This window comes from Campylobacter sp. CNRCH_2015_0814 (genome assembly GCF_025772765.1).
In the GTDB taxonomy this organism is placed as follows: Bacteria; Campylobacterota; Campylobacteria; order Campylobacterales; family Campylobacteraceae; genus Campylobacter_D.
In genome coordinates, this window is the sequence record NZ_JAKMSR010000005.1 from 66,256 (window position 1) to 85,276 (window position 19,021).

Below are 19,021 nucleotides of genomic sequence, written 5' to 3' on the forward strand. Positions count from 1 at the left end.
CTCATTTAGTCTTTTTTAATTTAACTATGTTAGAATATCCATAAATTTAAAAAAGGAGAACAATATGTTTGAATTAAGAAAACTACCTTATGAAGCAGACGCTTTTGGAGACTTTTTAAGTGCAGAAACTTTTGCATTTCATCATGGCAAACACCACCAAACTTATGTAAATAACCTAAACAATCTTATCAAAGATACTGAATTTGCGGGAAAAGATTTAGTTTATATCATACAAAACTCAAATGGTGGAGTTTTTAACAACGCTGCTCAAGTGTATAATCATGACTTTTATTTTGATTGCATTAAGCCAAAAACATGCTGTGGCTGTGGCTGTTCTTTGAGTGATGAGTTTAAAGCAGCAGTTGAAAAAGACTTTGGCTCTATGGAAAATTTAAAAGAAGAATTTATCAAAGGAGCTACAGGGGTATTTGGTTCTGGTTGGTTCTGGTTAGTTTATAACACTCAAAATCAAAAATTAGAACTAGTAGCTACAAGCAATGCTGCTACACCTATCACTGAAGGTAAAGTTCCGCTTTTAGTAGTTGATGTATGGGAGCATGCTTACTATGTAGATCACCGCAATGCACGCCCTGCGTATTTAGAAAAATTCTACGCGCACATTAACTGGGAATTTGTAGCAAAAGCTTATGAATGGGCTATTAAAGAAGGTATGAACTCAGTAAGCTTCTATGCAAACGAACTTCACCCTGTAAAATAATCAAGTTTTTTTAAGAAAAACCCCGTAAAATAGACTAAATACAAAAATTAGGAGGTTTTATGGAGGTTTTTCTTTCTGTCGTGGCTACTTTATTTTGTGTATTTTTAGTAGCCTATTTTATTCTTAAAAAATACAATCCTATCTTTACTTTTTTTCTCTCAGGTATTATTATCTTAATCATCATTTCTTTAGCAACTGGTGAGTCTGTGCTAAAACAAAGCTTAGGAAATCCTGTTTTTGATGTCTTTGGTTTTGTAACTCAAACTTTTAAAACTAATTTAGCTGGTGTGGGGCTTATTATAATGTCTGTTGCAGGTTTTGCAGCTTATATGAAGCACATTAATGCTTCGGCAAAGTTAGCTTTTGTAGCAAATAAACCACTAGGCAAGATTAAAAATAAATACCTAGTTTTAAGTGGAACTTTTGTAGTGGGTATGGCTTTAAAAATAGTTATTTCAAGTTACACAGGATTGTTACTTTTATTGCTTGCTTCGATTTATCCTGTTTTAATCGCCATAGGAATTCGTCCTATCACTGCTGTATCGGTTTTATCATTAATTGCACTTGATTATGGTCCTAAAGATGGAAATTCTATAAATTTAGCAGATATGGTAGGCATTGAAAATGTTGTTGCTATGTTTTTTGAATACCAAATTTATCCTGTTATAGCTTATGTTGTTGTGATAGCTTTGCTTATTCCGTTTTATTATAGTTATATGGATAAAAAAGACTTAGCAAAAGGCGTTGTGGATAATATCGAACACATGGAAATAAAAAACCCAAATTGTCCTTTATTTTATATTTTCTTGCCTTGGCTTCCTATAGTGTTTTTATTTGGTGCTTATTTTGCAAATTTATATGGATATAAAGTGAAGCTAGATGTGGTGAGCGCCAATTTTTTAAGTATAAGTTTGGTTTTTATTTTAGAGTATGTTAGACATAAAGATGCAAAAAAACTTGCAGATGATTTGATGGTGATACTAAAAGCTATGGCAGAAATTTTTGTAAGTGTTGTTTGTATTATCATTGCAGCTTCTATTTTTGCAGAAGGTATTAAAGCATTAAAGGGTATAGAACATTTAGCCTTAGCAGTTTCTTCTATGGGGGCTTCTGCTGTGTTGCTTACTATTATAGTTTTAAGCTTTATTGTGTATTTTGCAAGTGTGATTATGGGTAGTGGGATTGCTGCTTTTAATGCTTTTGGAAGACTTGCTCCAGATATTGCTCAAAAACTAGGGATTAATCCTATCTCACTAGCTTTGCCACTTGAGATTGCTTCTTGTTTGGGGCGTGCTGCCTCGCCAATATCGGGTGGAATTTTAGCCTTAGCAGGCTTTGCAAAATTAGATCCTATAGCCATTGTTAAAAGATCTACTCCTATGTTGCTTGTAGGAATGGCTTTAAATATCCTAATAGCTTGGTATTTTGCATAAATTTAGAGTGATAGCTTTTAAGCTATCACTCTAAAACAACCCCTTCATTTAGCACAACTTCGCCTATTACATAAGCGTCTGAGCTTTCTAAAACTTTTCCTACATTAGATGGATCTACCACCATAACTAAACCCACACCCATATTAAAGCTTCTATACATTTCAGCCTCTTCTACACTTTGGCCTATTTGGTAAAAAATTTCAGGAGTTTTTAGATGATGTTTTCTGATGATTGCGCCTATTCCTCTTGGGAAAACTCTAGGTAAATTTTCCACCAATCCACCACCTGTTATATGAGCTAGTGCATTAATGAATGGTTTTAATTTTAAAAAGTCTTTTACATAAATTCTTGTAGGTTCAAGTAAAATATCGATTAAATTTTTACCATTTATTTTATCATCAAACTTAAGCTTTTGTGCTTCAAATAGTACTTTTCTAGCTAAAGAATATCCATTAGAATGAAGCCCGCTACTAGGTAGAGCTAGTAAAATATCTCCATTTTTTACAAAATTTCTTCTATCGATTTCATCTTTTTCGGCCATACCCACTGAAAAACCTGCTAAGTCAAAATCATTGCTATGATACATTCCAGGCATTTCGGCAGTTTCTCCGCCTATTAAGGCACAATTTGCTTTTTTACAACCATTAGCAATCCCTGCTACGACTTTTTTAGCTACTTCTACATCTAATTTTGCAGTTGCATAATAGTCTAAAAAAAACAAAGGCGTAGCAAAATTACAAATTAAATCATTCACACACATTGCTACTAAATCTTCACCTATGGTGTCAAATTTTTGACTATCAATAGCAAGGCGCAACTTTGTACCTACGCCATCAGTTGCTGCTAGCATAACAGGATTTTTAAAACCACTTGGCATAGCAAAAGCACCCGAAAAAGAGCCTATGCCACCTAAAACATTTTCATTAAAAGTTTCTTTTACTAAAGGCTTGATTGCTTCTACAAAAGCATTGCCATTGTCTATACTTACGCCCGCATCTTCATAGCTTATATTCATTTATCTTCCTTTAAGAATTTAAAAGGTATTTTAACTAAAAATGTTTTAAGGCTAAATTATGCAAAATGCTTATTTTGTAACTTCAAGTATAGCGGGTGGAAAGTCAAGCTTTATAAAAATAGTTCAAAATTTGGGTTTTGATACTTTAAGCGCAGATGTGATAGCTCATGAGCTTTTAAATGAAAATGCAAATTCCATAGCTAAGCTTTTTGATAACGATGATTTAATCATAGCGGGAAAAATAGATAGAAAAAAACTTGGAGCTATTGTATTTAATGACTTAAATGCTAAAAAAAAGCTAGAAGATTTTTTACATCCTAAAATCAAAGAAGTTATTTTACAAAAAGCTCAAATTTTAGATAAAAAAAACAAGGCTTTTTTTATAGAACTGCCTTTATTTTTTGAAAACAATCACTATCAAAATTTAGGAAAAAGTATATTAATTTATACTCCAAAAGAACTTTTGCTTCAAAGACTAATGCAAAGAGATAATTTAGATGAAAACGAAGCTTTAAAAAGAATTAATTTACAACTTGATATAGAAGAAAAACTAAAAAAAGCAGATTTTGTGATAAAAAATACCTCAGGTTATGAAAATTTTGAGAAAAATGTGCTAAATTTTTTAAAACACACTTTAAAGGTTGAAAAATGAAATTTTACAAGTACTGTGCTAGCGGGAATGATTTTGTGGTGTTTGCAGATAGTGAAAAAAAAGATCGTAGCGAATTAGCTAAAATTCTTTGTAATCGTTATGAAGGCATAGGCGCTGATGGGCTTATAGTAGTTGTGCCTCATGATAGATATGATTTTGAATGGGAATTTTATAATTGTGATGGGAGCAAGGCAAGTATGTGCGGTAATGGCTCACGCGCAGCAGCTCATTTTGCTCATCATTATTTAAAAAAGTCTCAATATTTAAATTTCTTAACCGGCGCAGGACTTATAAAATCTTTTGTTGATGATGATATAGTTGAAATCAAACTTAGCGGGGTAAAGGATATTAAAGAAGCTTTTGAGTATAAAGGTAGAATTTGGCAAGGCTGTAATACTGGTGTCCCGCATATAGTAACCTTTGTTGATGATTTAAACGAATTTGATGTAAATTTATGTAAAGAAGTGCGTAAAAGATACAATGCAAATGTTAACTTTGCTAAAGTAGAAGATGATGAATTTATAAGAGTTAGAACTTATGAACGCGGGGTAGAAGATGAGACTTTGGCTTGTGGTACGGGTATGGGGGCTTGTTTTTATCTAGCGTATTTAAATCAAGAAGTAAAAGATGATATTTTGGTAAAGCCAAAAAGTAATGAAAGTTTGTATTTTAGATTAGAAGAGGATCAAATATTTTTTAGAGGAAAGGTAAAGTGCTGTTTTGAAGCTGATTATAATTTTGCTTAGTAGTGTTTTATTTTTAAAAGCTGAATTTATAGCAGGTTTTGATGAGCAATATTATGCTTTAAGTATAAAAGAAAAGCGTGAAGTTTTTATCAAAAAAATCAATGCTTTATTGGATATTTCTTTTAAAGAGATAGAAAAGGAAAAAGAATTTATAGAATTTTTCTTTAAAGAAGCTATAAAGAATAATTTTAGAAAGCTAAATACTAATGCTGTGCAAAAATTATGGTCTTTAAAAGAAAAATACCGTGTTAAAAATTTATACGATCACAAAGAATATCAAATGCGTATCCAAAAGGTGCCAAAGTCTTTAGCCATAGCTCAAGCTATTATTGAAAGTGCAACTGGTACAAGTCGTTTTGCTAAAGAGGCAAATAATTTATTTGGAGAATGGACTTGGGGTGAAAAAGGTTTAGTGCCAAAGGAAAGAGGCGAGGGTAAAACTCACAAAATTCGTATATTTGATAGCTTACAAGAAAGTGTGGATTCATACTTGCTTAATTTAAATCGCCACGATGCTTATAAGGAATTTAGAGCTTGGCGGTGGGATGTGATAAGCGAAAATGAAAAACTTGATGGTAAAGAAGCGGCAAGCCACTTAGAAAAATATTCAGAGATTAAAAGTAATTACACTAAGCTTATTTTATCTATCATCGAGCAATATAAGCTTGATGAGTTAGATTAATTACCCAAAGCCCACTCATCAAAAGGTAAAATCATCACGCGCACCCCCTCAACGAAAAACTCATCTCTTTGTGAAAGCGTGATGATATAAATAGTCGAAAGTGCAAGTTGATTTTTGCTAAGGATTTTTTTGACCTTTAAGCTAAGTAAATCTTTATCTTTAAAGGGCGAGCATAAAAATGCATTTTTAAGACTTGGTAAGTAAAAATCAAAATGCTTAGTATAAAAAATTTCTTGTTTAAATTTAAACAACTCACTTAAAATTAAATTTTCAAACAAAGTACTAAAGTCTTTTTGTATGCTTAGAGAATTTTTTAGTGAAAAGTCCCAAAAATATACTTTTTTTAAATTCTTTTCAAGATTTTTTACAAAATACAAAGTGTAGTTTGATTCTAGTTTTTCTATGCTTTTATATAAGGTATCTTTGGAAATTTTTATACTATTTTTTAGAGTTTTTAATAACTCATTAACGCTAAATTCACTCCCAAGTTCTAAGGCGATTTGTTTGAGTATAGTAAGCTCTAATGGGGTATAAAAGCTTTTTAAGTATGATGAGTTTGTGTTAAAGTTGTGATTTAAAATCACATTGCGTCCCGTGTGTAAAAAATAACTTACCATGGTTTTAGTATCAGCATATTTTTTGTTTAGGCTTAAAAATTCTTCAAAGTCTAAATAATCTAAATGAAGTTCTTCAAACTGATCTAAGCAAAAATTACTATCACAAACGCTTATTATGATTTGCAAATTAAGATGTTTTAAACTAGCAAAGTCAAAATCATGAGTAAAGTTACAAAGTGCTAAAAATTTAATTTGTGGATTATAAGTTAAAAACGAATTTAAACTTATTAAAGCACTTGCTTGAAATTTTAAATCATCACAATCAATAAAGAGTATATTTTCACTTTTATACAAAGATAAAAAATTTAAAATCAAATTTTTCTTACCACTTGCAAAACCACCTTTTATGATGATGTTTTTATGGGTTTGGATTTGAATTTTTCTTTCATCAAATTTTTGAAATTTTGGGTAATTATCGTAAAAAAATTGTAGTGATTTCATAGATTTCTTTATACTAAATGGTGGAGCATAGCGGGTTCGAACCGCTGACCCCAACGCTGCCAGCGTTGTGCTCTCCCAGCTGAGCTAATGCCCCTTTAGATTTTGAAATAATACTATATTTTTTCTTAGATTTTCTTAATGCATAAAAAATCTGATAAATTTTATAAAATTTAATTTTTATCCTTTTTAAAAGGAAAATAATTAAAAAAAATGCATAAATTTCTTGACATAGCAAAGTGTGTTTTTATATAATCTCAACATCATTTTATATGGTGGTTAGATTCTTATGGGTCTAACGAGTTCTTTACAAAGGAAAAAATATGGAAAGAATCAGGCTTAAGCTAAAAGCTTATGACCACAGAGTTCTAGATCGCACAGTTGCAGCAATTGTAGAAGCTGTTAAAAGAACAGGTGCTGACATCAGAGGTCCAGTGCCAATGCCTACAAAAATCAAAAGATACACAGTTTTGAAATCTCCACACATCAATAAAGATTCACGCGAACAATTTGAGATGAGAATTCATGCTCGTATGCTTGATATTGTAGCAGCTACTCCAGATACAGTAGATTCACTCACTAAGCTTGACTTGGCTCCAGAGGTCAATGTTGAAGTAAGAGCTATGGGTAAATAAGGATAGAATATGGAATACATTGTAGAAAAAATTGGTATGAGTAGAACAATCAGCACACCAAGCATTCCTGTAACCTTACTTAAACTTGTTCAAACTAAAGTATGTGAAGTAGAAAATGGAAAAGCTTTGGTTGCTTATGTAAAAGGCAAAGCAAATAATAAATGCATTGCAGGTCAGCAAAAAAAATACAATCTTTCAGCTGAATATAATAGATTTGCTTCTTTAGAAGTAGCAAACACAGAAGCAGGCGATATTGATCTTAATCCTTTAAAAGAAGCTTCTATTTTAAAAGTAAGCTTTAATTCTAAAGGTAGAGGTTATAGTGGGGTTGTTAAAAGACACGGATTTGCCGGAGGTCCTGCAAGTCACGGTTCAAGATTCCACAGACGTCACGGATCAATCGGTAACCGCGAATGGCCAGGTCGTGTTCAACCAGGTATGAAAATGGCAGGTCATTATGGTAATGTAAAAGTTACTGTTAAAAATGAAGTAGTTTCATTTGATGAAGAAAATGGCATCTTAGTAGTAAAAGGTGCGGTACCAGGATTTAATGGTGCTATGGGTAAAATAAGGATTGCAAAATGAGTAAAGTAACTGTTTTAAATGATAAATTTGAAAAAGCTAGTGAACTCGATCTTCCAGCAAAATATGCAGAAGTTAATCCTCACAACCTTTATTTATATGTAAAATCTTATCTTGCTAGCCTTAGAGCAAACACAGCTCATACTAAAGGTAGAAGCGATGTAAGCGGTGGTGGTAAAAAACCATGGAGACAAAAAGGTCGTGGTGGTGCAAGAGCAGGTTCAACAAGAACGAATGTTTGGGTTGGTGGTGCTGTGGCATTTGGTCCTACAAACAATCGTAACTATTTCCAAAAAGTTAATAAAAAACAAAAACGCTTAGCGCTTGAAAGAGCATTGGCTGATAAAGCACAAAACAATGCATTATTCTCAGTAGATAGTTTAAGCATTGAAAGCGGTAAAACAAAAGATGCAAATGCAGTTATTAAAAAGCTTGGTTTAAAAGATGCTTTAATTGTAAAAGATTTACTAGATGAAAAAACACTTCTTGCTTTTAGAAACTTAGCAAATTGCTATGTAGTTGATATTAGCGAAGTAAATGCTTATTTAGTATCTGTATTTAATGCTGTTATCATTGAAAAAGCAGCGCTTGAATCTATCGTAAAAGAGGGTTAAAATGGCAGATATTACTGATATAAAAACAATACTTTACACTGAAAAAAGCTTAAACCTTCAAGAGCAAGGTGTTGTAGTTATTCAAACTTCTCCAAAAATGACTAAAAATGGTCTAAAAGAAGTTTTAAGAGAATATTTTGGTGTAACTCCAGTAAGAATTAATTCTTTAAAAATGGATGGAAAAGTAAAGCGTTTTAGAGGTCGTGAAGGTCAAAGAAATAGCTTTAAAAAATTCTATGTTAAGCTACCAGAAGGTGTGAGCTTAGAAAGTTCGGAGGCATAAGATGGCAATTAAAACTTATAAACCATATACTCCAAGTAGAAGATATATCACAGGTGTAAGCTCTGATGATATCACAGCAAAAGCTAGTGTGCGTTCATTACTTGTAAAACTTCCAGCTCATGCAGGTCGTAACAATAATGGTAGAATCACAAGCCGTCATAAAGAAGCAGGTGCTAAAAAACTTTACAGAATTATAGATTTTAAAAGAAGAAAATTTGGTATTGAAGGTAAAGTTGAAGCAATCGAGTACGATCCATACAGAAATTGTCGTATTGCATTAATCTCTTATAGAGATGGTGAAAAAAGATACATCTTACAACCAAAAGGTTTAAGTGTTGGCGATGTTGTTTGTGCTGCTGAAAGCGGACTTGACATTAAACCAGGTAATGCAATGAAATTAAGAAATATCCCAGTGGGTACTATCGTACACAATATCGAGTTAAAACCAGGCAAAGGCGGTCAAATGATCCGTTCAGCAGGTGCTTATGCTCAATTAATGGGTAAAGAAGAAAAATACGTTATCTTAAGACTTGCAAGTGGTGAAATGAGACAAGTTTTAGCTGAATGTATGGCAAGTATCGGTGAAGTTGGTAATGAAGAATGGTCAAACGTGACTATTGGTAAAGCTGGTAGAAATCGCCATAGAGGTATTCGTCCTCAAACAAGAGGTTCTGCGATGAACCCAGTTGATCACCCGCACGGTGGGGGTGAAGGTAAGAAAAATTCAGGCCGTCATCCAGTTACTCCATGGGGTAAACCAACTAAAGGTGCTAAAACTCGCCGTAAAAAAGCTAGCGATAAGCTAATAATTTCAAGAAGAAAAGGAAAGTAAGATGGCTAGGTCACTAAAAAAAGGTCCTTTTGTTGATGACCATGTAATGAAAAAAGTCATCGCTGCTAAAAAAGCTAACGATGGTAAGCCAATTAAAACTTGGTCAAGACGCAGCACTATTATACCTGATATGATAGGTTTAACTTTTAATGTTCATAATGGAAAAAGCTTTATCCCAGTATATGTTACTGAAAATCATATCGGTTACAAATTAGGTGAATTTGCACCTACTAGAACATTCAAGGGTCACAAAGGCTCTGTTCAGAAAAAAATAGGTAAGTAAGGGAGATTTATGAGTAGAGCGTTAATTAAATTCATAAGATTATCTCCAACTAAAGCGAGATTGATTGCTAGAGAAGTTCAAGGTATGAATGCAGAGCTTGCATTAGCTAGTTTGAAATTTATGCCAAATAAAGGTGCTAAATTTATAGCAAATGCTATTTCAAGTGCTGTAGCAAATGGCGGATTTGAAGCAAATGAAGTTGTTGTTTCAAGTTGTCGTGTTGATGCTGGTGCGGTTTTAAAAAGATTTAGACCAAGAGCTAGAGGAAGTGCTAGTCGTATTAGAAAGCCAACTTCACACATTTTGGTAGAAGTTAGTAAAGTAGAAGCAAGTGCTGAAAAAACTACAAAAGCTAAAAAAGCATCAGTGAAAAAGGAAAGCTAATATGGGACAAAAAGTAAATCCGATTGGTTTAAGACTAGGAATTAATAGAAATTGGGAATCAAGATGGTTTCCTACAAAAGCTAATTTAGCAGAAAATATTGGTGAAGATTATAAAATCAGAACTTTTTTAAAAAGAAAACTTTATTATGCAGGAATTAGCCAAATTCTTGTAGAAAGAACAGCGAAAAAATTAAGAGTAACTGTTGTAGCTGCAAGACCAGGGATTATTATTGGTAAAAAAGGTAGTGATGTTGATATTTTAAGAAAAGAACTTCAAGATTTAATCAAAAAAGAAGTTAATATCAATATCAAAGAAGAAAGAAAAGCAGGTGCTTCAGCTCAGCTTGCAGCTGAAAGTGTTGCTACTCAACTTGAAAAAAGAATTGCTTTTAGAAGAGCAATGAAAAAAGTAATTCAAGGAGCGCAAAAAGCAGGTGCTAAAGGGATTAAAGTTTCAGTTTCAGGCCGTTTAGGTGGTGCTGAAATGGCAAGAACTGAATGGTACTTAGAAGGTCGTGTTCCACTTCATACTTTAAGAGCAAAAATCGATTATGGTTTTGCAGAAGCACATACTACTTATGGAAACATAGGTATTAAAGTATGGATCTTCAAAGGTGAAGTTTTACAAAAGGGTGTTCAACCTGAAAAAACCGAAGAAAACGCTCCAGCTAAAAAAACTAGAAGAGCAAGAAGAGGTAAATAATCATGTTAATGCCAAAAAGAACAAAATATCGTAAAATGATGAAAGGGCGTAACAGAGGTTATGCCAACAGAGGGACTGAATTTACTTTTGGTGATTTTGCCCTAAAAGCAACTGAAGCTGGCCGTATCAATTCACGTCAAATCGAAGCAGCTCGTATTGCTTTAACTCGTTTTGTAAAAAGACAAGGTAAAACTTGGATTAGAGTTTTCCCAGATAAACCTCTAACTAAAAAACCTTTAGAAACTCGTATGGGTAAAGGTAAAGGTGCAGTTGAGGAATGGGTAATGAACATTAAACCAGGTCGTATCATTTATGAAATGGCAGGGGTTAATGAAGAAATGGCAAGACAAGCTTTAACTTTAGCGATGCACAAATTGCCATTTAAAACTAAGTTTGTTACAAGAGAGAGCCAAAATGAAATATACTGAGATTAAAGATAAAACAGCAGGTGAGCTTGCAACAATGCTAAAAGAAAAAAAGGTGCTTTTATTTACTTTAAGACAAAAGCTAAAAACAATGCAGCTAACTAATCCTAAAGAGATTAGCGAAGTTAAAAAAGACATCGCTAGAATCAATACTGCAATTAGCGCTTTAAAATAAGGATAGAAAATGGCATTTAAAAGAGAAATTCAAGGCGTTGTTGTTCAAATTGCTGGAGATAAAACAGCAACAATTTTGGTTGAAAGAAAAGTGGTTCACCCAAAATACAGAAAAATCGTAAAACGCTTTAAAAAATATTTAATTCATGATGAAAGAAATGAGCTTAAAGTGGGAAATACTGTAGTTGCTATTGAATGTAGACCACTTTCTAAGAGAAAATCATTTCGCTTAAAAACTATAGTATCAGCAGGAGTTGAGTAATGATTCAAAGTTTTACTAGGCTTGCAGTTGCTGATAATAGCGGTGCAAAAGAATTAATGTGTATTAAGGTTTTAGGTGGTAGTAAAAGAAGATACGCTACTGTTGGTGATGTAATCGTTGCATCTGTAAAAAAAGCTCTACCAAATGGTAAAGTTAAAAAAGGTCAAGTAGTAAAAGCAGTTATCGTTAGAACTAAAAAAGAAATTCATAGAGATAATGGTTCTTTAATTCGTTTTGATGAAAATGCGGCAGTTATTCTTGATGCTAAAAGAGAGCCTATCGGAACGCGTATTTTTGGACCAGTAGGTCGTGAAGTAAGATATGGTGGCTTTATGAAAATTGTTTCACTAGCACCGGAGGTGTTGTAATGAAATTAAAAATTAAAAAGAATGATATGGTAAAAGTTATCGCAGGCGATGACAAAGGTAAAACAGGTAAAGTTTTAGCAGTATTTCCTAAAACAAATAAAGTAATTGTTGAGGGTTGTAAAATCGCTAAAAAAGCTGTTAAGCCAAGTGATAAAAATCCAAACGGCGGTTTTATCAATAAAGAAATGCCAATGGATATTTCAAATGTAGCAAAGGCAGGAGAATAAGATGATGAGATTGAAAGAAAAATATGATCAAAATATCAAACCTGCTTTAGTAAAAGAATTTGATATCAAAAATCCTATGCTTATTCCTTTTATTGAAAAAGTTGTAATCAGTGTAGGTGCTGGGGAATTAGCAAAAGATCAAAAAGTATTACAAAATGTTGCAGATACTATTTCATTGATCGCTGGACAAAAAGCAGTTATCACAAAAGCTAAAAAATCAGTTGCTGGTTTTAAAGTGAGAGAAGGCTTCCCAGTAGGTGTAATGGTAACATTAAGAAAAGACAATATGTATGCTTTCTTAGATAAGCTTATTACTATAGCTCTTCCTCGTGTTAAAGACTTTAGAGGTCTTCCAAGAGATGGTTTTGATGGAAGAGGAAACTATAACTTTGGTTTAGATGAGCAGTTAATGTTCCCAGAAGTTGAATATGATAAAATCTTAAGAACTCATGGTATGAACATTTCTATCGTTACAACAGCAAAATCAGATAAAGAGGCACAAAAATTATTAGAATTATTTGGCGTGCCATTTGCAAAAGGAAAGTAATATGGCTAAAAAATCAATGATTGCAAAAGCTGCCCGCAAACCTAAATTTAGCGTTAGAGGGTATACTAGATGCCAAATTTGTGGAAGACCACATTCAGTTTATAGAGATTTTGGAATTTGTAGAGTTTGCTTAAGAAAAATGGCAAATGAAGGTTTAATTCCTGGTCTTAAAAAAGCAAGTTGGTAAGAGGAAAGAACCATGATAAATGATTTAATTTCAGATTCACTAACAAGAATTAGAAATGCAGGGATGAGAAGATTAGAAACTACTCAACTTTTGCATTCTAAAGTTATCGAAGCTTTACTTGGAATTTTCCAAGCTAAAGGCTATATTGAAAGCTTTAATGTTATTGAAGAGGATAAAAAGAAATTCATCAATGTAGTTTTAAAATACGATGAAAAAGGTAAAAGCGTAATTAACGAAGTTAAGCGTATTTCTAAACCTGGTCGTCGTGTTTATAAAGGCAAAGATGAGATCAAAAGATTTAAAAACGGTTATGGTACTATCGTAGTAAGCACTTCAAAAGGTGTTTTAGCTAACGACGAAGCTTACAAAGCGGGCGTTGGCGGCGAAGTTTTATGTACTATTTGGTAAGAGTTTCTACTTTTTATGGTATTCGGTATCCATTCTTATAAAGTAGTCATATCGTAGACAAGTAAAAAGGAAAAATGAATGTCTCGTATAGGTAAACAACCAGTTGCTATTCCAAGTGGAGTAGAAGTAAAATTAGAAGGTAACTTGCTAAAATTCAAAAAAGGAAATTTAGCAAAAGAGCTTGATACAAAAGCAAATGTTAATGTTGAGATTAAAGAAGGACAAATTCTTTTCTCTCCTAAAGGTGAAGATAGACAAAGTAGAGCTTATTGGGGAACTTATAGAGCTTTAGCTCAAAACATCATCATCGGTTTAACTGATGGTTTTAGCAAAACTTTAGAAATCAACGGTGTTGGTTATAAAGCTGCGTTAAAAGGTAAAGTTCTTGAACTTGCTTTAGGTTTTTCTCATCCTATCAACTATGCTATTCCAGAAGGCATAGAAATTACTGTTGATAAAAACAATGTTATTATCAAAGGTAGTGATAAACAAGTGGTAGGTCAAGTTGCTGCTCAAATTCGTGAATTTAGACCACCTGAGCCTTACAAAGGAAAAGGTGTTAAATATTCAGATGAGCGTATTATCCGCAAAGCTGGTAAGACATCTAAGAAGTAAGGATAGAATATGAGAGCAAATGTATTAAAAAGAAAAATATCTTTAAGAATTAAAAGAAAAAAAAGAATTAGAGCAAAAATTTCAGGAACACAAGCTCTTCCAAGAGTTTCTGTTTTCAAATCAAACAGAACTTTATATATCCAAGCTATCGATGACGTTAAAGCAGTAACTTTAGCAGCAGTAGATGGAAGAAAAATTGGTGTTAAAGCAAATAAAGAAGGCGCTAAAAAAATAGCAGCTGAATTTGCAAAAGTTTTAAAAGCTAAAAACATAGAAGAAGCAGTGTTTGATAGAAATGGTTATTTATACCATGGTGTGATTGCAGCTTTAGCTGAAGCACTAAGAGAAAACGGAATCAAACTATAACCCAAAAGGAAGATCGATGGAAAAATATAATAGAGAAGAATTTGAAGAAGTAATCGTCGATATCGGCAGGGTTACTAAGGTTGTTAAAGGTGGTAGAAGATTTAGATTTACTGCTTTAGTTATCGTTGGAAATAGAAAAGGTTTAGTTGGTGTGGGCTATGGAAAAGCTAAAGAAGTTCCAGATGCTATAAGAAAAGCAGTTGATGATGCTTTTAAAAACATTGTTGAAGTTAAAACAAAAGGTTCAACTATCCCTCATGATGTAGAAGTAAAATACAACGCAAGTAGAATTTTACTTAAACCAGCAAGCGAAGGTACAGGGGTTATTGCAGGTGGTTCAACACGTCCTATCGTGGAACTTGCAGGTATTAAAGACATTTTAACTAAGTCTTTAGGTTCAAATAATTCAGCAAATGTTGTGCGTGCTACTATCAAAGCACTTACAATGCTTAAAGGATAATCAATGAATTTAACAAAAGCACCAGGTTCAACACATAAAACCAAAAGAATAGGCCGTGGTCAAGGTAGTGGTATGGGTAAAACTTCTACTAAAGGTGGAAAAGGCCAAACTGCTAGAAAAGGTTATAATGAAAAAAGAGGTTTTGAAGGGGGTCAACAACCACTTCAAAGACGTTTACCAAAGGTAGGCTTTACTTCTAAATTTGAAAAACCTTATGTGATTAATGTTGAAAAAATCACAGCAATCAAAGAGCTTAGCGAAATTACATTTGAAACAATCAATAGCATTCATAAGCTTTCAAAAAATGTAAATAAAGTTAAGCTTATTGGAGCAAGCGCTAAAGATCTTGCTAGTAAAATTAAAGACGAGAAGATTACTTTTAGCGGACAAAAATAATGAATAAAACATTGACAAATAAAATTCTCATAACATTAGCTTTTTTATTCGCTTATAGAATATTAGCTTATGTTCCAGTTCCGGGGGTTAATGTCAGTGTTATCAAGGAATTTTTTGATTCTAATGCATCTAATGCATTAGGCTTGTTTAATATGTTTAGTGGAGGTGCTGCTGAAAGACTTAGCATCATCTCTCTAGGCATTATGCCTTATATTACTGCTTCGATTATTATGGAGCTTTTAGCGGCAACTTTTCCTAACATAGGAAAAATGAAAAAAGAACGCGATGGTATGCAAAAATATATGCAAATTATCCGTTATGCTACTATAGCTATCACTTTGATACAAAGTATAGGCGTTTCTATAGGCTTACAAAGTCTTCATGGAAAAGCAGGTCAATCAGCCATTATGATTGATATGAATACTTTTATCGCACTTTCTGCTATTTCTATGCTTGCAGGTACCATGCTTTTGATGTGGATAGGTGAGCAAATCACTCAACGCGGTATAGGAAATGGTATTTCTTTAATTATCTTTGGTGGTATTGTTTCTACAATTCCAGGTGCAATTAGTGGAACAGTAAATTTGGTAAATACAGGTGAGATGAATTTCTTGACTATCATTGCCATTTTAGTTGTAATTTTACTTACTATTTGGGCTATTATAGTAGTAGAACTTGGAGAAAGAAGAATTCCTATTTCTTACTCAAGAAAAGTAATCATGCAAAATCAAAACAAACGCATTATGAACTATATACCTATTAAGATCAACTTAAGTGGTGTTATTCCTCCTATTTTTGCAAGTGCGATTTTGATGTTTCCAAGTACTATTTTACAAACAAGTACAAATGAATATGTGTTAAAAATTTATGACTTTTTAAATCCAAATGGATTTTTCTTTCATATTTTAACATTCTTACTTGTTATTTTCTTTGCGTATTTTTATGCATCAATTGTATTTAATGCGAAAGATATAGCTGAAAATCTTAAAAGACAAGGTGGTTTCATACCAGGTATTAGACCAGGTGAAGGAACTGCAAATTATCTTAATGAAGTAGCGTCAAGACTTACCTTGTCAGGTTCTATTTATTTAGGGCTTGTAGCTACATTACCATGGCTTATTGTGAAGTTGTTTGGTGTGCCTTTTTATTTTGGTGGAACTTCTGTTTTGATTGTAGTTCAAGTAGCACTTGATACAATGAGAAAAATTGAAGCCCAAATTTATATGAATAAATACCAAACTTTAAGTGCAGTAGGCTTATAAGAAAGTAGATTTTCTACTTTCTTCCTTTTTAAAGGATTTTGATGAGACTAGGCGTTTTTGATAGCGGTGTAGGCGGGCTTAGTGTTTTAAAATCTTTACTTCAAGCAAAACTTTTTAAAGAATATATCTACTATGGGGATACTGCAAGAGTGCCTTATGGGGTTAAAGATAAAGAAACCATCATTAAATTTTCTCTAGAAGCTTTAGAATTTTTCAAAGAAAAAAAAGTAGATATGCTTATCATTGCGTGCAATACAGTTAGTGCGCATGCTTTAGAAATTCTAAAAGCAAATGCACCATTTCCGGTTCTTGGGGTTATAGAAGCAGGAGTTTTAGCGGTTAAAAACTCTTTAGAAGATAAAAACTCTAATATATTAGTCATTGCAACACAAGCTACTGTGGATTCTCACGCTTATAAACAAGCTTTAATTAAAGAAGGTTTTTTAAAAGTGGAAGAAAAAGCAACTGGGCTTTTTGTACCTATGGTTGAAGAAGGGATTTTTCAAGGAGATTTTTTAAAAGCTGCTTTTGAGTATTATTTTAATAAGCTCAAATTTCATCCTAATGCTTTAATCTTAGCATGCACACATTTTCCCTTAATCGCCCATTCTTTGGAAGAGTATTTTGGTAAAAACACAAAACTTATTCATTCAGGTGAAGCTATAGCTTTGCAATTACAGCAAGAATTTAACTTAACATCAATCCAAGAAGAAGCTAATATTGAATTTTATGCTTCAAGTGATGTAGAAAAACTAAAAAAAATTGCAAATTTATGGCTTTAAATTAATGGTTATTTACTAAAGTATTTTTTATATTTATAATTTATTTTTATTTAAACATAGTTGCATTATAATCTTTATCATTTCTAATGAAAGGACTAACATGAAAAAAATGTTAATGTGTGCAGCTATGGCACTAAGTTTAGGAGCAGGAATTTTGGAAGCAAAACCAAAAGTTGCGATTTTAGCTACAGGTGGAACCATCGCTGGTTCGATTGATAGTTCAGTAGCTACTACAGGTTATACAGCTGGAGTTTTGGGGGTTGATGCTTTGATTAAGGCAGTGCCTCAAATTCAAGATTTGGCAGTAATTAGCGGAGATCAAATTGCTAATATTGATAGCAAAGATATGACAAATGAAATTTGGCTAAAACTTGCTAAAGAAGTTAATAGACTTTTAAAATCTGATGTAGATGGAGTTGTAATTACTCATGGTACTGATACTATGGAAGAAACTGCATATTTCCTAAATTTAACCGTAAAAAGCGACAAGCCTGTTGTTTTGGTTGGTGCAATGCGCCCATCAACTGCAATTAGTGCAGATGGTCCTAAAAATCTTTACAACGCTGTAGCATTAGCAGCAAATCCTCAAGCAAAAAATAAAGGCGTAATGGTGGCTATGAATGATAGAATTCAAAGTGCTAGAGGCGTTATGAAAACTCATAGTTTAAATGTAAATGCATTTAGCTCACCAGATATGGGTGATATGGGTTATATAGTAGATGGAAAAGCATTTTTCTATAATACTAATACAAAATTACACACCAAAAAATCTCCATTTGATGTTAGCAAACTAAAAGAATTGCCAAAAGTAGATATTCTTTATAGTTATGCAAATGATGGTAGCGGTGTTGCAGCAAAAGCTTTGTTTGAAAATGGAACTAAAGGTATAGTTGTAGCTGGAACAGGTGCTGGTAGTATTCATGATTATCAAAAAGATGTGTTAAAAGAGTTGCTTAAAAAGGGTCTTAATGTAGCGGTAAGCTCACGCGTAGTAGCTGGTAGAGTTGCAGTAAGTGATGCTGATGCAAAACTTGGTTTTATTGATACAGGTGATATGAGTCCTCAAAAAGCTAGAGTATTATTAATGCTTGCTCTAACTAAAACAAGCGATCCTAAGAAAATCCAAGAATATTTCTTAAAATACTAAAACCTTTAACACCCAAATGCTAAAATAACATTTGGGTGGATTTTTCAATAAAAATCTTACTTAATTAATCACAAGGATATTAAATGAAACAATATGAAAGTTATAAATGCCAAAAATGTGGCAATGAAGTAGAAGTACAAAATGTAGGTGGTGGAAAGCTTAGTTGCTGTGGTCAAGAAATGGAGTGTATTACTAAAGATTTAACAGCTGTAAATTTAATGAAAGCTTTTGCTGGCGAATCTATGGCAAGAAATAAATATGATTTATTTGCAGATATTGCTCAAGAAGAAGGTTGGCATGCTATTGCAAAACATTTTAGAGAAGCTGCAGAAAATGAAAAATGGCACGCAAGAGCTGAATTTAAAGCTTATCATGAATTAGTAGATGGTAAAGCTTTAGAAGAAACTGCTAAAAATTTAATCTGCGCAGCAGAGGGCGAAAACTATGAGCATACTACTATGTATCCAAATTTTGCAAAAATCGCAGAAGATGAGGGCAAAAGAAATATAGCAAGATTATTTACAGCTATAGGCAAAGTAGAAATTGAACATGAAAGAGAATATCTAGCGCTTAAAAAAATGCTTGAAGAAGAAGATTTCTTTAATTCAGAAGTAGAAGAATTATGGGTTTGTGAAGTTTGTGGGCATATACACCGTGGTAAAAAAGCACCAAATGCCTGTCCTTTATGTAAAGCTCCAAAAGAATACTTCAAACGCGAATTTTTAGGATAATTTTAAAAACCTTGATAAAAATGATAAAATATTTTATTTTTATCAAG

General features: G+C 32.8%; 31 protein-coding genes and 1 tRNA gene. 29 read left to right on the plus strand and 3 right to left on the minus strand.

Annotated features, from left to right (window positions below):
• Positions 1 to 64: 64 nt before the first annotated feature.
• Complete coding sequence (sodB, locus tag L8X24_RS03815) at positions 65 to 718, plus strand: superoxide dismutase [Fe] (RefSeq protein WP_263663712.1); 654 nt, start codon at positions 65 to 67, stop codon at positions 716 to 718.
• Between the two features lie 59 nt (positions 719 to 777).
• Entirely contained in the window at positions 778 to 2,151 is a 1,374-nt protein-coding gene (gene dcuC, locus L8X24_RS03820; RefSeq protein ID WP_263663713.1) for a C4-dicarboxylate transporter DcuC, read from the plus strand.
• 25 nt (positions 2,152 to 2,176) lie between these two features.
• On the opposite strand, the gene purM is transcribed toward dcuC, so the two are convergent.
• Positions 2,177 to 3,166, minus strand: coding sequence for a phosphoribosylformylglycinamidine cyclo-ligase (purM, locus tag L8X24_RS03825; protein WP_263663714.1), 990 nt, complete (start codon positions 3,164 to 3,166; stop codon positions 2,177 to 2,179).
• A gap of 58 nt (positions 3,167 to 3,224) precedes the next feature.
• On the opposite strand from purM, the gene coaE reads away from it, so the two are divergent.
• From coaE to L8X24_RS03840, 3 genes are read left to right on the plus strand one after another with little or no spacing between them, the layout of a single operon-like run.
• A complete protein-coding gene (coaE, locus tag L8X24_RS03830) occupies positions 3,225 to 3,818 on the plus strand; it encodes a dephospho-CoA kinase (RefSeq protein WP_263663715.1) in 594 nt (197 codons plus the stop codon).
• Complete coding sequence (gene dapF / locus L8X24_RS03835) at positions 3,815 to 4,564, plus strand: diaminopimelate epimerase (protein ID WP_263663716.1); 750 nt, start codon at positions 3,815 to 3,817, stop codon at positions 4,562 to 4,564. The genes coaE and dapF overlap by 4 nt, the downstream gene beginning before the upstream one ends.
• A complete protein-coding gene (locus L8X24_RS03840; RefSeq protein WP_263663717.1) occupies positions 4,539 to 5,246 on the plus strand; it encodes a glucosaminidase domain-containing protein in 708 nt (235 codons plus the stop codon). Before dapF ends, L8X24_RS03840 begins: the two co-directional genes overlap by 26 nt.
• Here the strand turns inward: L8X24_RS03840 and L8X24_RS03845 are convergent.
• Together L8X24_RS03845 and L8X24_RS03850 are read right to left on the minus strand one after the other, a co-directional pair.
• A complete protein-coding gene (locus L8X24_RS03845) occupies positions 5,243 to 6,304 on the minus strand; it encodes an ATP-binding protein (RefSeq protein WP_263663718.1) in 1,062 nt (353 codons plus the stop codon). The two genes, L8X24_RS03840 and L8X24_RS03845, sit on opposite strands and share 4 nt — an antisense overlap.
• A gap of 18 nt (positions 6,305 to 6,322) precedes the next feature.
• Positions 6,323 to 6,398 (minus strand) — tRNA-Ala (locus L8X24_RS03850).
• Between the two features lie 226 nt (positions 6,399 to 6,624).
• Between L8X24_RS03850 and rpsJ the strand changes: the two genes are divergently transcribed.
• The 24 genes from rpsJ (at position 6,625) to L8X24_RS03970 (ending at position 18,974) form a co-directional block, all read left to right on the plus strand.
• Positions 6,625 to 6,936 carry a 30S ribosomal protein S10 gene (gene rpsJ, locus L8X24_RS03855; RefSeq protein ID WP_012660810.1) on the plus strand — a complete coding sequence of 104 codons (312 nt, stop codon included), beginning with the start codon at positions 6,625 to 6,627 and terminating at the stop codon, positions 6,934 to 6,936.
• 9 nt (positions 6,937 to 6,945) lie between these two features.
• Entirely contained in the window at positions 6,946 to 7,521 is a 576-nt protein-coding gene (gene rplC, locus L8X24_RS03860) for a 50S ribosomal protein L3 (RefSeq protein WP_012660811.1), read from the plus strand.
• Entirely contained in the window at positions 7,518 to 8,132 is a 615-nt protein-coding gene (gene rplD / locus L8X24_RS03865) for a 50S ribosomal protein L4 (RefSeq protein ID WP_039617137.1), read from the plus strand. The genes rplC and rplD overlap by 4 nt, the downstream gene beginning before the upstream one ends.
• Before the next feature lies 1 nt (position 8,133).
• A complete protein-coding gene (locus L8X24_RS03870) occupies positions 8,134 to 8,415 on the plus strand; it encodes a 50S ribosomal protein L23 (protein WP_039617139.1) in 282 nt (93 codons plus the stop codon).
• Between the two features lies 1 nt (position 8,416).
• Complete coding sequence (gene rplB, locus L8X24_RS03875) at positions 8,417 to 9,247, plus strand: 50S ribosomal protein L2 (protein ID WP_039617141.1); 831 nt, start codon at positions 8,417 to 8,419, stop codon at positions 9,245 to 9,247.
• A gap of 1 nt (position 9,248) precedes the next feature.
• Complete coding sequence (gene rpsS, locus L8X24_RS03880) at positions 9,249 to 9,530, plus strand: 30S ribosomal protein S19 (protein WP_039617142.1); 282 nt, start codon at positions 9,249 to 9,251, stop codon at positions 9,528 to 9,530.
• 9 nt (positions 9,531 to 9,539) lie between these two features.
• The gene (gene rplV, locus L8X24_RS03885) at positions 9,540 to 9,914 is read left to right on the plus strand and encodes a 50S ribosomal protein L22 (RefSeq protein ID WP_039617143.1); all 375 of its coding nucleotides are present in this window, start codon (positions 9,540 to 9,542) and stop codon (positions 9,912 to 9,914) included.
• Between the two features lies 1 nt (position 9,915).
• Complete coding sequence (gene rpsC / locus L8X24_RS03890; RefSeq protein ID WP_039617145.1) at positions 9,916 to 10,617, plus strand: 30S ribosomal protein S3; 702 nt, start codon at positions 9,916 to 9,918, stop codon at positions 10,615 to 10,617.
• Positions 10,618 to 10,619: 2 nt separating this feature from the next.
• Positions 10,620 to 11,045 (plus strand): 50S ribosomal protein L16, encoded by a 426-nt coding sequence (gene rplP / locus L8X24_RS03895; protein WP_012660818.1) that lies wholly within the window; start codon positions 10,620 to 10,622, stop codon positions 11,043 to 11,045.
• Complete coding sequence (gene rpmC, locus L8X24_RS03900) at positions 11,032 to 11,217, plus strand: 50S ribosomal protein L29 (protein WP_012660819.1); 186 nt, start codon at positions 11,032 to 11,034, stop codon at positions 11,215 to 11,217. The genes rplP and rpmC overlap by 14 nt, the downstream gene beginning before the upstream one ends.
• A 9-nt stretch (positions 11,218 to 11,226) precedes the next feature.
• Positions 11,227 to 11,478: a 30S ribosomal protein S17 gene (rpsQ, locus tag L8X24_RS03905; RefSeq protein ID WP_039617148.1), complete on the plus strand. Its 252-nt coding sequence runs from the start codon at positions 11,227 to 11,229 to the stop codon at positions 11,476 to 11,478.
• Positions 11,478 to 11,846, plus strand: a complete 369-nt coding sequence (rplN, locus tag L8X24_RS03910; RefSeq protein ID WP_012660821.1) for a 50S ribosomal protein L14 — start codon at positions 11,478 to 11,480, stop codon at positions 11,844 to 11,846. Before rpsQ ends, rplN begins: the two co-directional genes overlap by 1 nt.
• Entirely contained in the window at positions 11,846 to 12,073 is a 228-nt protein-coding gene (gene rplX, locus L8X24_RS03915; protein WP_012660822.1) for a 50S ribosomal protein L24, read from the plus strand. The genes rplN and rplX overlap by 1 nt, the downstream gene beginning before the upstream one ends.
• A 1-nt stretch (position 12,074) precedes the next feature.
• On the plus strand, positions 12,075 to 12,620 hold the full coding sequence (gene rplE / locus L8X24_RS03920) for a 50S ribosomal protein L5 (protein ID WP_039617150.1): 546 nt from the start codon (positions 12,075 to 12,077) through the stop codon (positions 12,618 to 12,620).
• A gap of 1 nt (position 12,621) precedes the next feature.
• Positions 12,622 to 12,807: a type Z 30S ribosomal protein S14 gene (locus tag L8X24_RS03925; protein WP_012660824.1), complete on the plus strand. Its 186-nt coding sequence runs from the start codon at positions 12,622 to 12,624 to the stop codon at positions 12,805 to 12,807.
• Positions 12,808 to 12,819: 12 nt separating this feature from the next.
• Entirely contained in the window at positions 12,820 to 13,215 is a 396-nt protein-coding gene (rpsH, locus tag L8X24_RS03930) for a 30S ribosomal protein S8 (RefSeq protein WP_039617152.1), read from the plus strand.
• A gap of 78 nt (positions 13,216 to 13,293) precedes the next feature.
• Positions 13,294 to 13,830 (plus strand): 50S ribosomal protein L6, encoded by a 537-nt coding sequence (gene rplF, locus L8X24_RS03935; RefSeq protein WP_039617154.1) that lies wholly within the window; start codon positions 13,294 to 13,296, stop codon positions 13,828 to 13,830.
• Between the two features lie 9 nt (positions 13,831 to 13,839).
• On the plus strand, positions 13,840 to 14,196 hold the full coding sequence (gene rplR, locus L8X24_RS03940) for a 50S ribosomal protein L18 (RefSeq protein WP_039617157.1): 357 nt from the start codon (positions 13,840 to 13,842) through the stop codon (positions 14,194 to 14,196).
• Positions 14,197 to 14,212: 16 nt separating this feature from the next.
• Positions 14,213 to 14,656 carry a 30S ribosomal protein S5 gene (gene rpsE / locus L8X24_RS03945; RefSeq protein ID WP_039617161.1) on the plus strand — a complete coding sequence of 148 codons (444 nt, stop codon included), beginning with the start codon at positions 14,213 to 14,215 and terminating at the stop codon, positions 14,654 to 14,656.
• Between the two features lie 3 nt (positions 14,657 to 14,659).
• Positions 14,660 to 15,052: a 50S ribosomal protein L15 gene (gene rplO / locus L8X24_RS03950; RefSeq protein WP_039617163.1), complete on the plus strand. Its 393-nt coding sequence runs from the start codon at positions 14,660 to 14,662 to the stop codon at positions 15,050 to 15,052.
• The gene (gene secY / locus L8X24_RS03955) at positions 15,052 to 16,314 is read left to right on the plus strand and encodes a preprotein translocase subunit SecY (protein WP_263663719.1); all 1,263 of its coding nucleotides are present in this window, start codon (positions 15,052 to 15,054) and stop codon (positions 16,312 to 16,314) included. The genes rplO and secY overlap by 1 nt, the downstream gene beginning before the upstream one ends.
• 41 nt (positions 16,315 to 16,355) lie before the next feature.
• Positions 16,356 to 17,096: a glutamate racemase gene (gene murI, locus L8X24_RS03960; protein ID WP_263663720.1), complete on the plus strand. Its 741-nt coding sequence runs from the start codon at positions 16,356 to 16,358 to the stop codon at positions 17,094 to 17,096.
• A gap of 115 nt (positions 17,097 to 17,211) precedes the next feature.
• Entirely contained in the window at positions 17,212 to 18,243 is a 1,032-nt protein-coding gene (locus tag L8X24_RS03965; RefSeq protein ID WP_256374651.1) for a type II asparaginase, read from the plus strand.
• Between the two features lie 83 nt (positions 18,244 to 18,326).
• Positions 18,327 to 18,974 (plus strand): ferritin family protein, encoded by a 648-nt coding sequence (locus L8X24_RS03970; RefSeq protein WP_012660833.1) that lies wholly within the window; start codon positions 18,327 to 18,329, stop codon positions 18,972 to 18,974.
• Positions 18,975 to 19,021 lie beyond the last annotated feature (47 nt).

Bases quoted from the DNA above. Each gene is read 5' to 3' on its own strand.
- sodB (WP_263663712.1), top strand. From the start codon at position 65: ATGTTTGAATTAAGAAAACTACCTTATGAAGCAGACGCTTTTGGAGAC.
- dcuC (WP_263663713.1), top strand. From the start codon at position 778: ATGGAGGTTTTTCTTTCTGTCGTGGCTACTTTATTTTGTGTATTTTTA.
- purM (WP_263663714.1), bottom strand. From the start codon at position 3,166: ATGAATATAAGCTATGAAGATGCGGGCGTAAGTATAGACAATGGCAAT.
- coaE (WP_263663715.1), top strand. From the start codon at position 3,225: ATGCAAAATGCTTATTTTGTAACTTCAAGTATAGCGGGTGGAAAGTCA.
- dapF (WP_263663716.1), top strand. From the start codon at position 3,815: ATGAAATTTTACAAGTACTGTGCTAGCGGGAATGATTTTGTGGTGTTT.
- L8X24_RS03845 (WP_263663718.1), bottom strand. From the start codon at position 6,304: ATGAAATCACTACAATTTTTTTACGATAATTACCCAAAATTTCAAAAA.
- rpsJ (WP_012660810.1), top strand. From the start codon at position 6,625: ATGGAAAGAATCAGGCTTAAGCTAAAAGCTTATGACCACAGAGTTCTA.
- rplC (WP_012660811.1), top strand. From the start codon at position 6,946: ATGGAATACATTGTAGAAAAAATTGGTATGAGTAGAACAATCAGCACA.
- rplD (WP_039617137.1), top strand. From the start codon at position 7,518: ATGAGTAAAGTAACTGTTTTAAATGATAAATTTGAAAAAGCTAGTGAA.
- L8X24_RS03870 (WP_039617139.1), top strand. From the start codon at position 8,134: ATGGCAGATATTACTGATATAAAAACAATACTTTACACTGAAAAAAGC.
- rplB (WP_039617141.1), top strand. From the start codon at position 8,417: ATGGCAATTAAAACTTATAAACCATATACTCCAAGTAGAAGATATATC.
- rpsS (WP_039617142.1), top strand. From the start codon at position 9,249: ATGGCTAGGTCACTAAAAAAAGGTCCTTTTGTTGATGACCATGTAATG.
- rplV (WP_039617143.1), top strand. From the start codon at position 9,540: ATGAGTAGAGCGTTAATTAAATTCATAAGATTATCTCCAACTAAAGCG.
- rpsC (WP_039617145.1), top strand. From the start codon at position 9,916: ATGGGACAAAAAGTAAATCCGATTGGTTTAAGACTAGGAATTAATAGA.
- rplP (WP_012660818.1), top strand. From the start codon at position 10,620: ATGTTAATGCCAAAAAGAACAAAATATCGTAAAATGATGAAAGGGCGT.
- rpmC (WP_012660819.1), top strand. From the start codon at position 11,032: ATGAAATATACTGAGATTAAAGATAAAACAGCAGGTGAGCTTGCAACA.
- rpsQ (WP_039617148.1), top strand. From the start codon at position 11,227: ATGGCATTTAAAAGAGAAATTCAAGGCGTTGTTGTTCAAATTGCTGGA.
- rplN (WP_012660821.1), top strand. From the start codon at position 11,478: ATGATTCAAAGTTTTACTAGGCTTGCAGTTGCTGATAATAGCGGTGCA.
- rplX (WP_012660822.1), top strand. From the start codon at position 11,846: ATGAAATTAAAAATTAAAAAGAATGATATGGTAAAAGTTATCGCAGGC.
- rplE (WP_039617150.1), top strand. From the start codon at position 12,075: ATGATGAGATTGAAAGAAAAATATGATCAAAATATCAAACCTGCTTTA.
- L8X24_RS03925 (WP_012660824.1), top strand. From the start codon at position 12,622: ATGGCTAAAAAATCAATGATTGCAAAAGCTGCCCGCAAACCTAAATTT.
- rpsH (WP_039617152.1), top strand. From the start codon at position 12,820: ATGATAAATGATTTAATTTCAGATTCACTAACAAGAATTAGAAATGCA.
- rplF (WP_039617154.1), top strand. From the start codon at position 13,294: ATGTCTCGTATAGGTAAACAACCAGTTGCTATTCCAAGTGGAGTAGAA.
- rplR (WP_039617157.1), top strand. From the start codon at position 13,840: ATGAGAGCAAATGTATTAAAAAGAAAAATATCTTTAAGAATTAAAAGA.
- rpsE (WP_039617161.1), top strand. From the start codon at position 14,213: ATGGAAAAATATAATAGAGAAGAATTTGAAGAAGTAATCGTCGATATC.
- rplO (WP_039617163.1), top strand. From the start codon at position 14,660: ATGAATTTAACAAAAGCACCAGGTTCAACACATAAAACCAAAAGAATA.
- secY (WP_263663719.1), top strand. From the start codon at position 15,052: ATGAATAAAACATTGACAAATAAAATTCTCATAACATTAGCTTTTTTA.
- murI (WP_263663720.1), top strand. From the start codon at position 16,356: ATGAGACTAGGCGTTTTTGATAGCGGTGTAGGCGGGCTTAGTGTTTTA.
- L8X24_RS03965 (WP_256374651.1), top strand. From the start codon at position 17,212: ATGTGTGCAGCTATGGCACTAAGTTTAGGAGCAGGAATTTTGGAAGCA.
- L8X24_RS03970 (WP_012660833.1), top strand. From the start codon at position 18,327: ATGAAACAATATGAAAGTTATAAATGCCAAAAATGTGGCAATGAAGTA.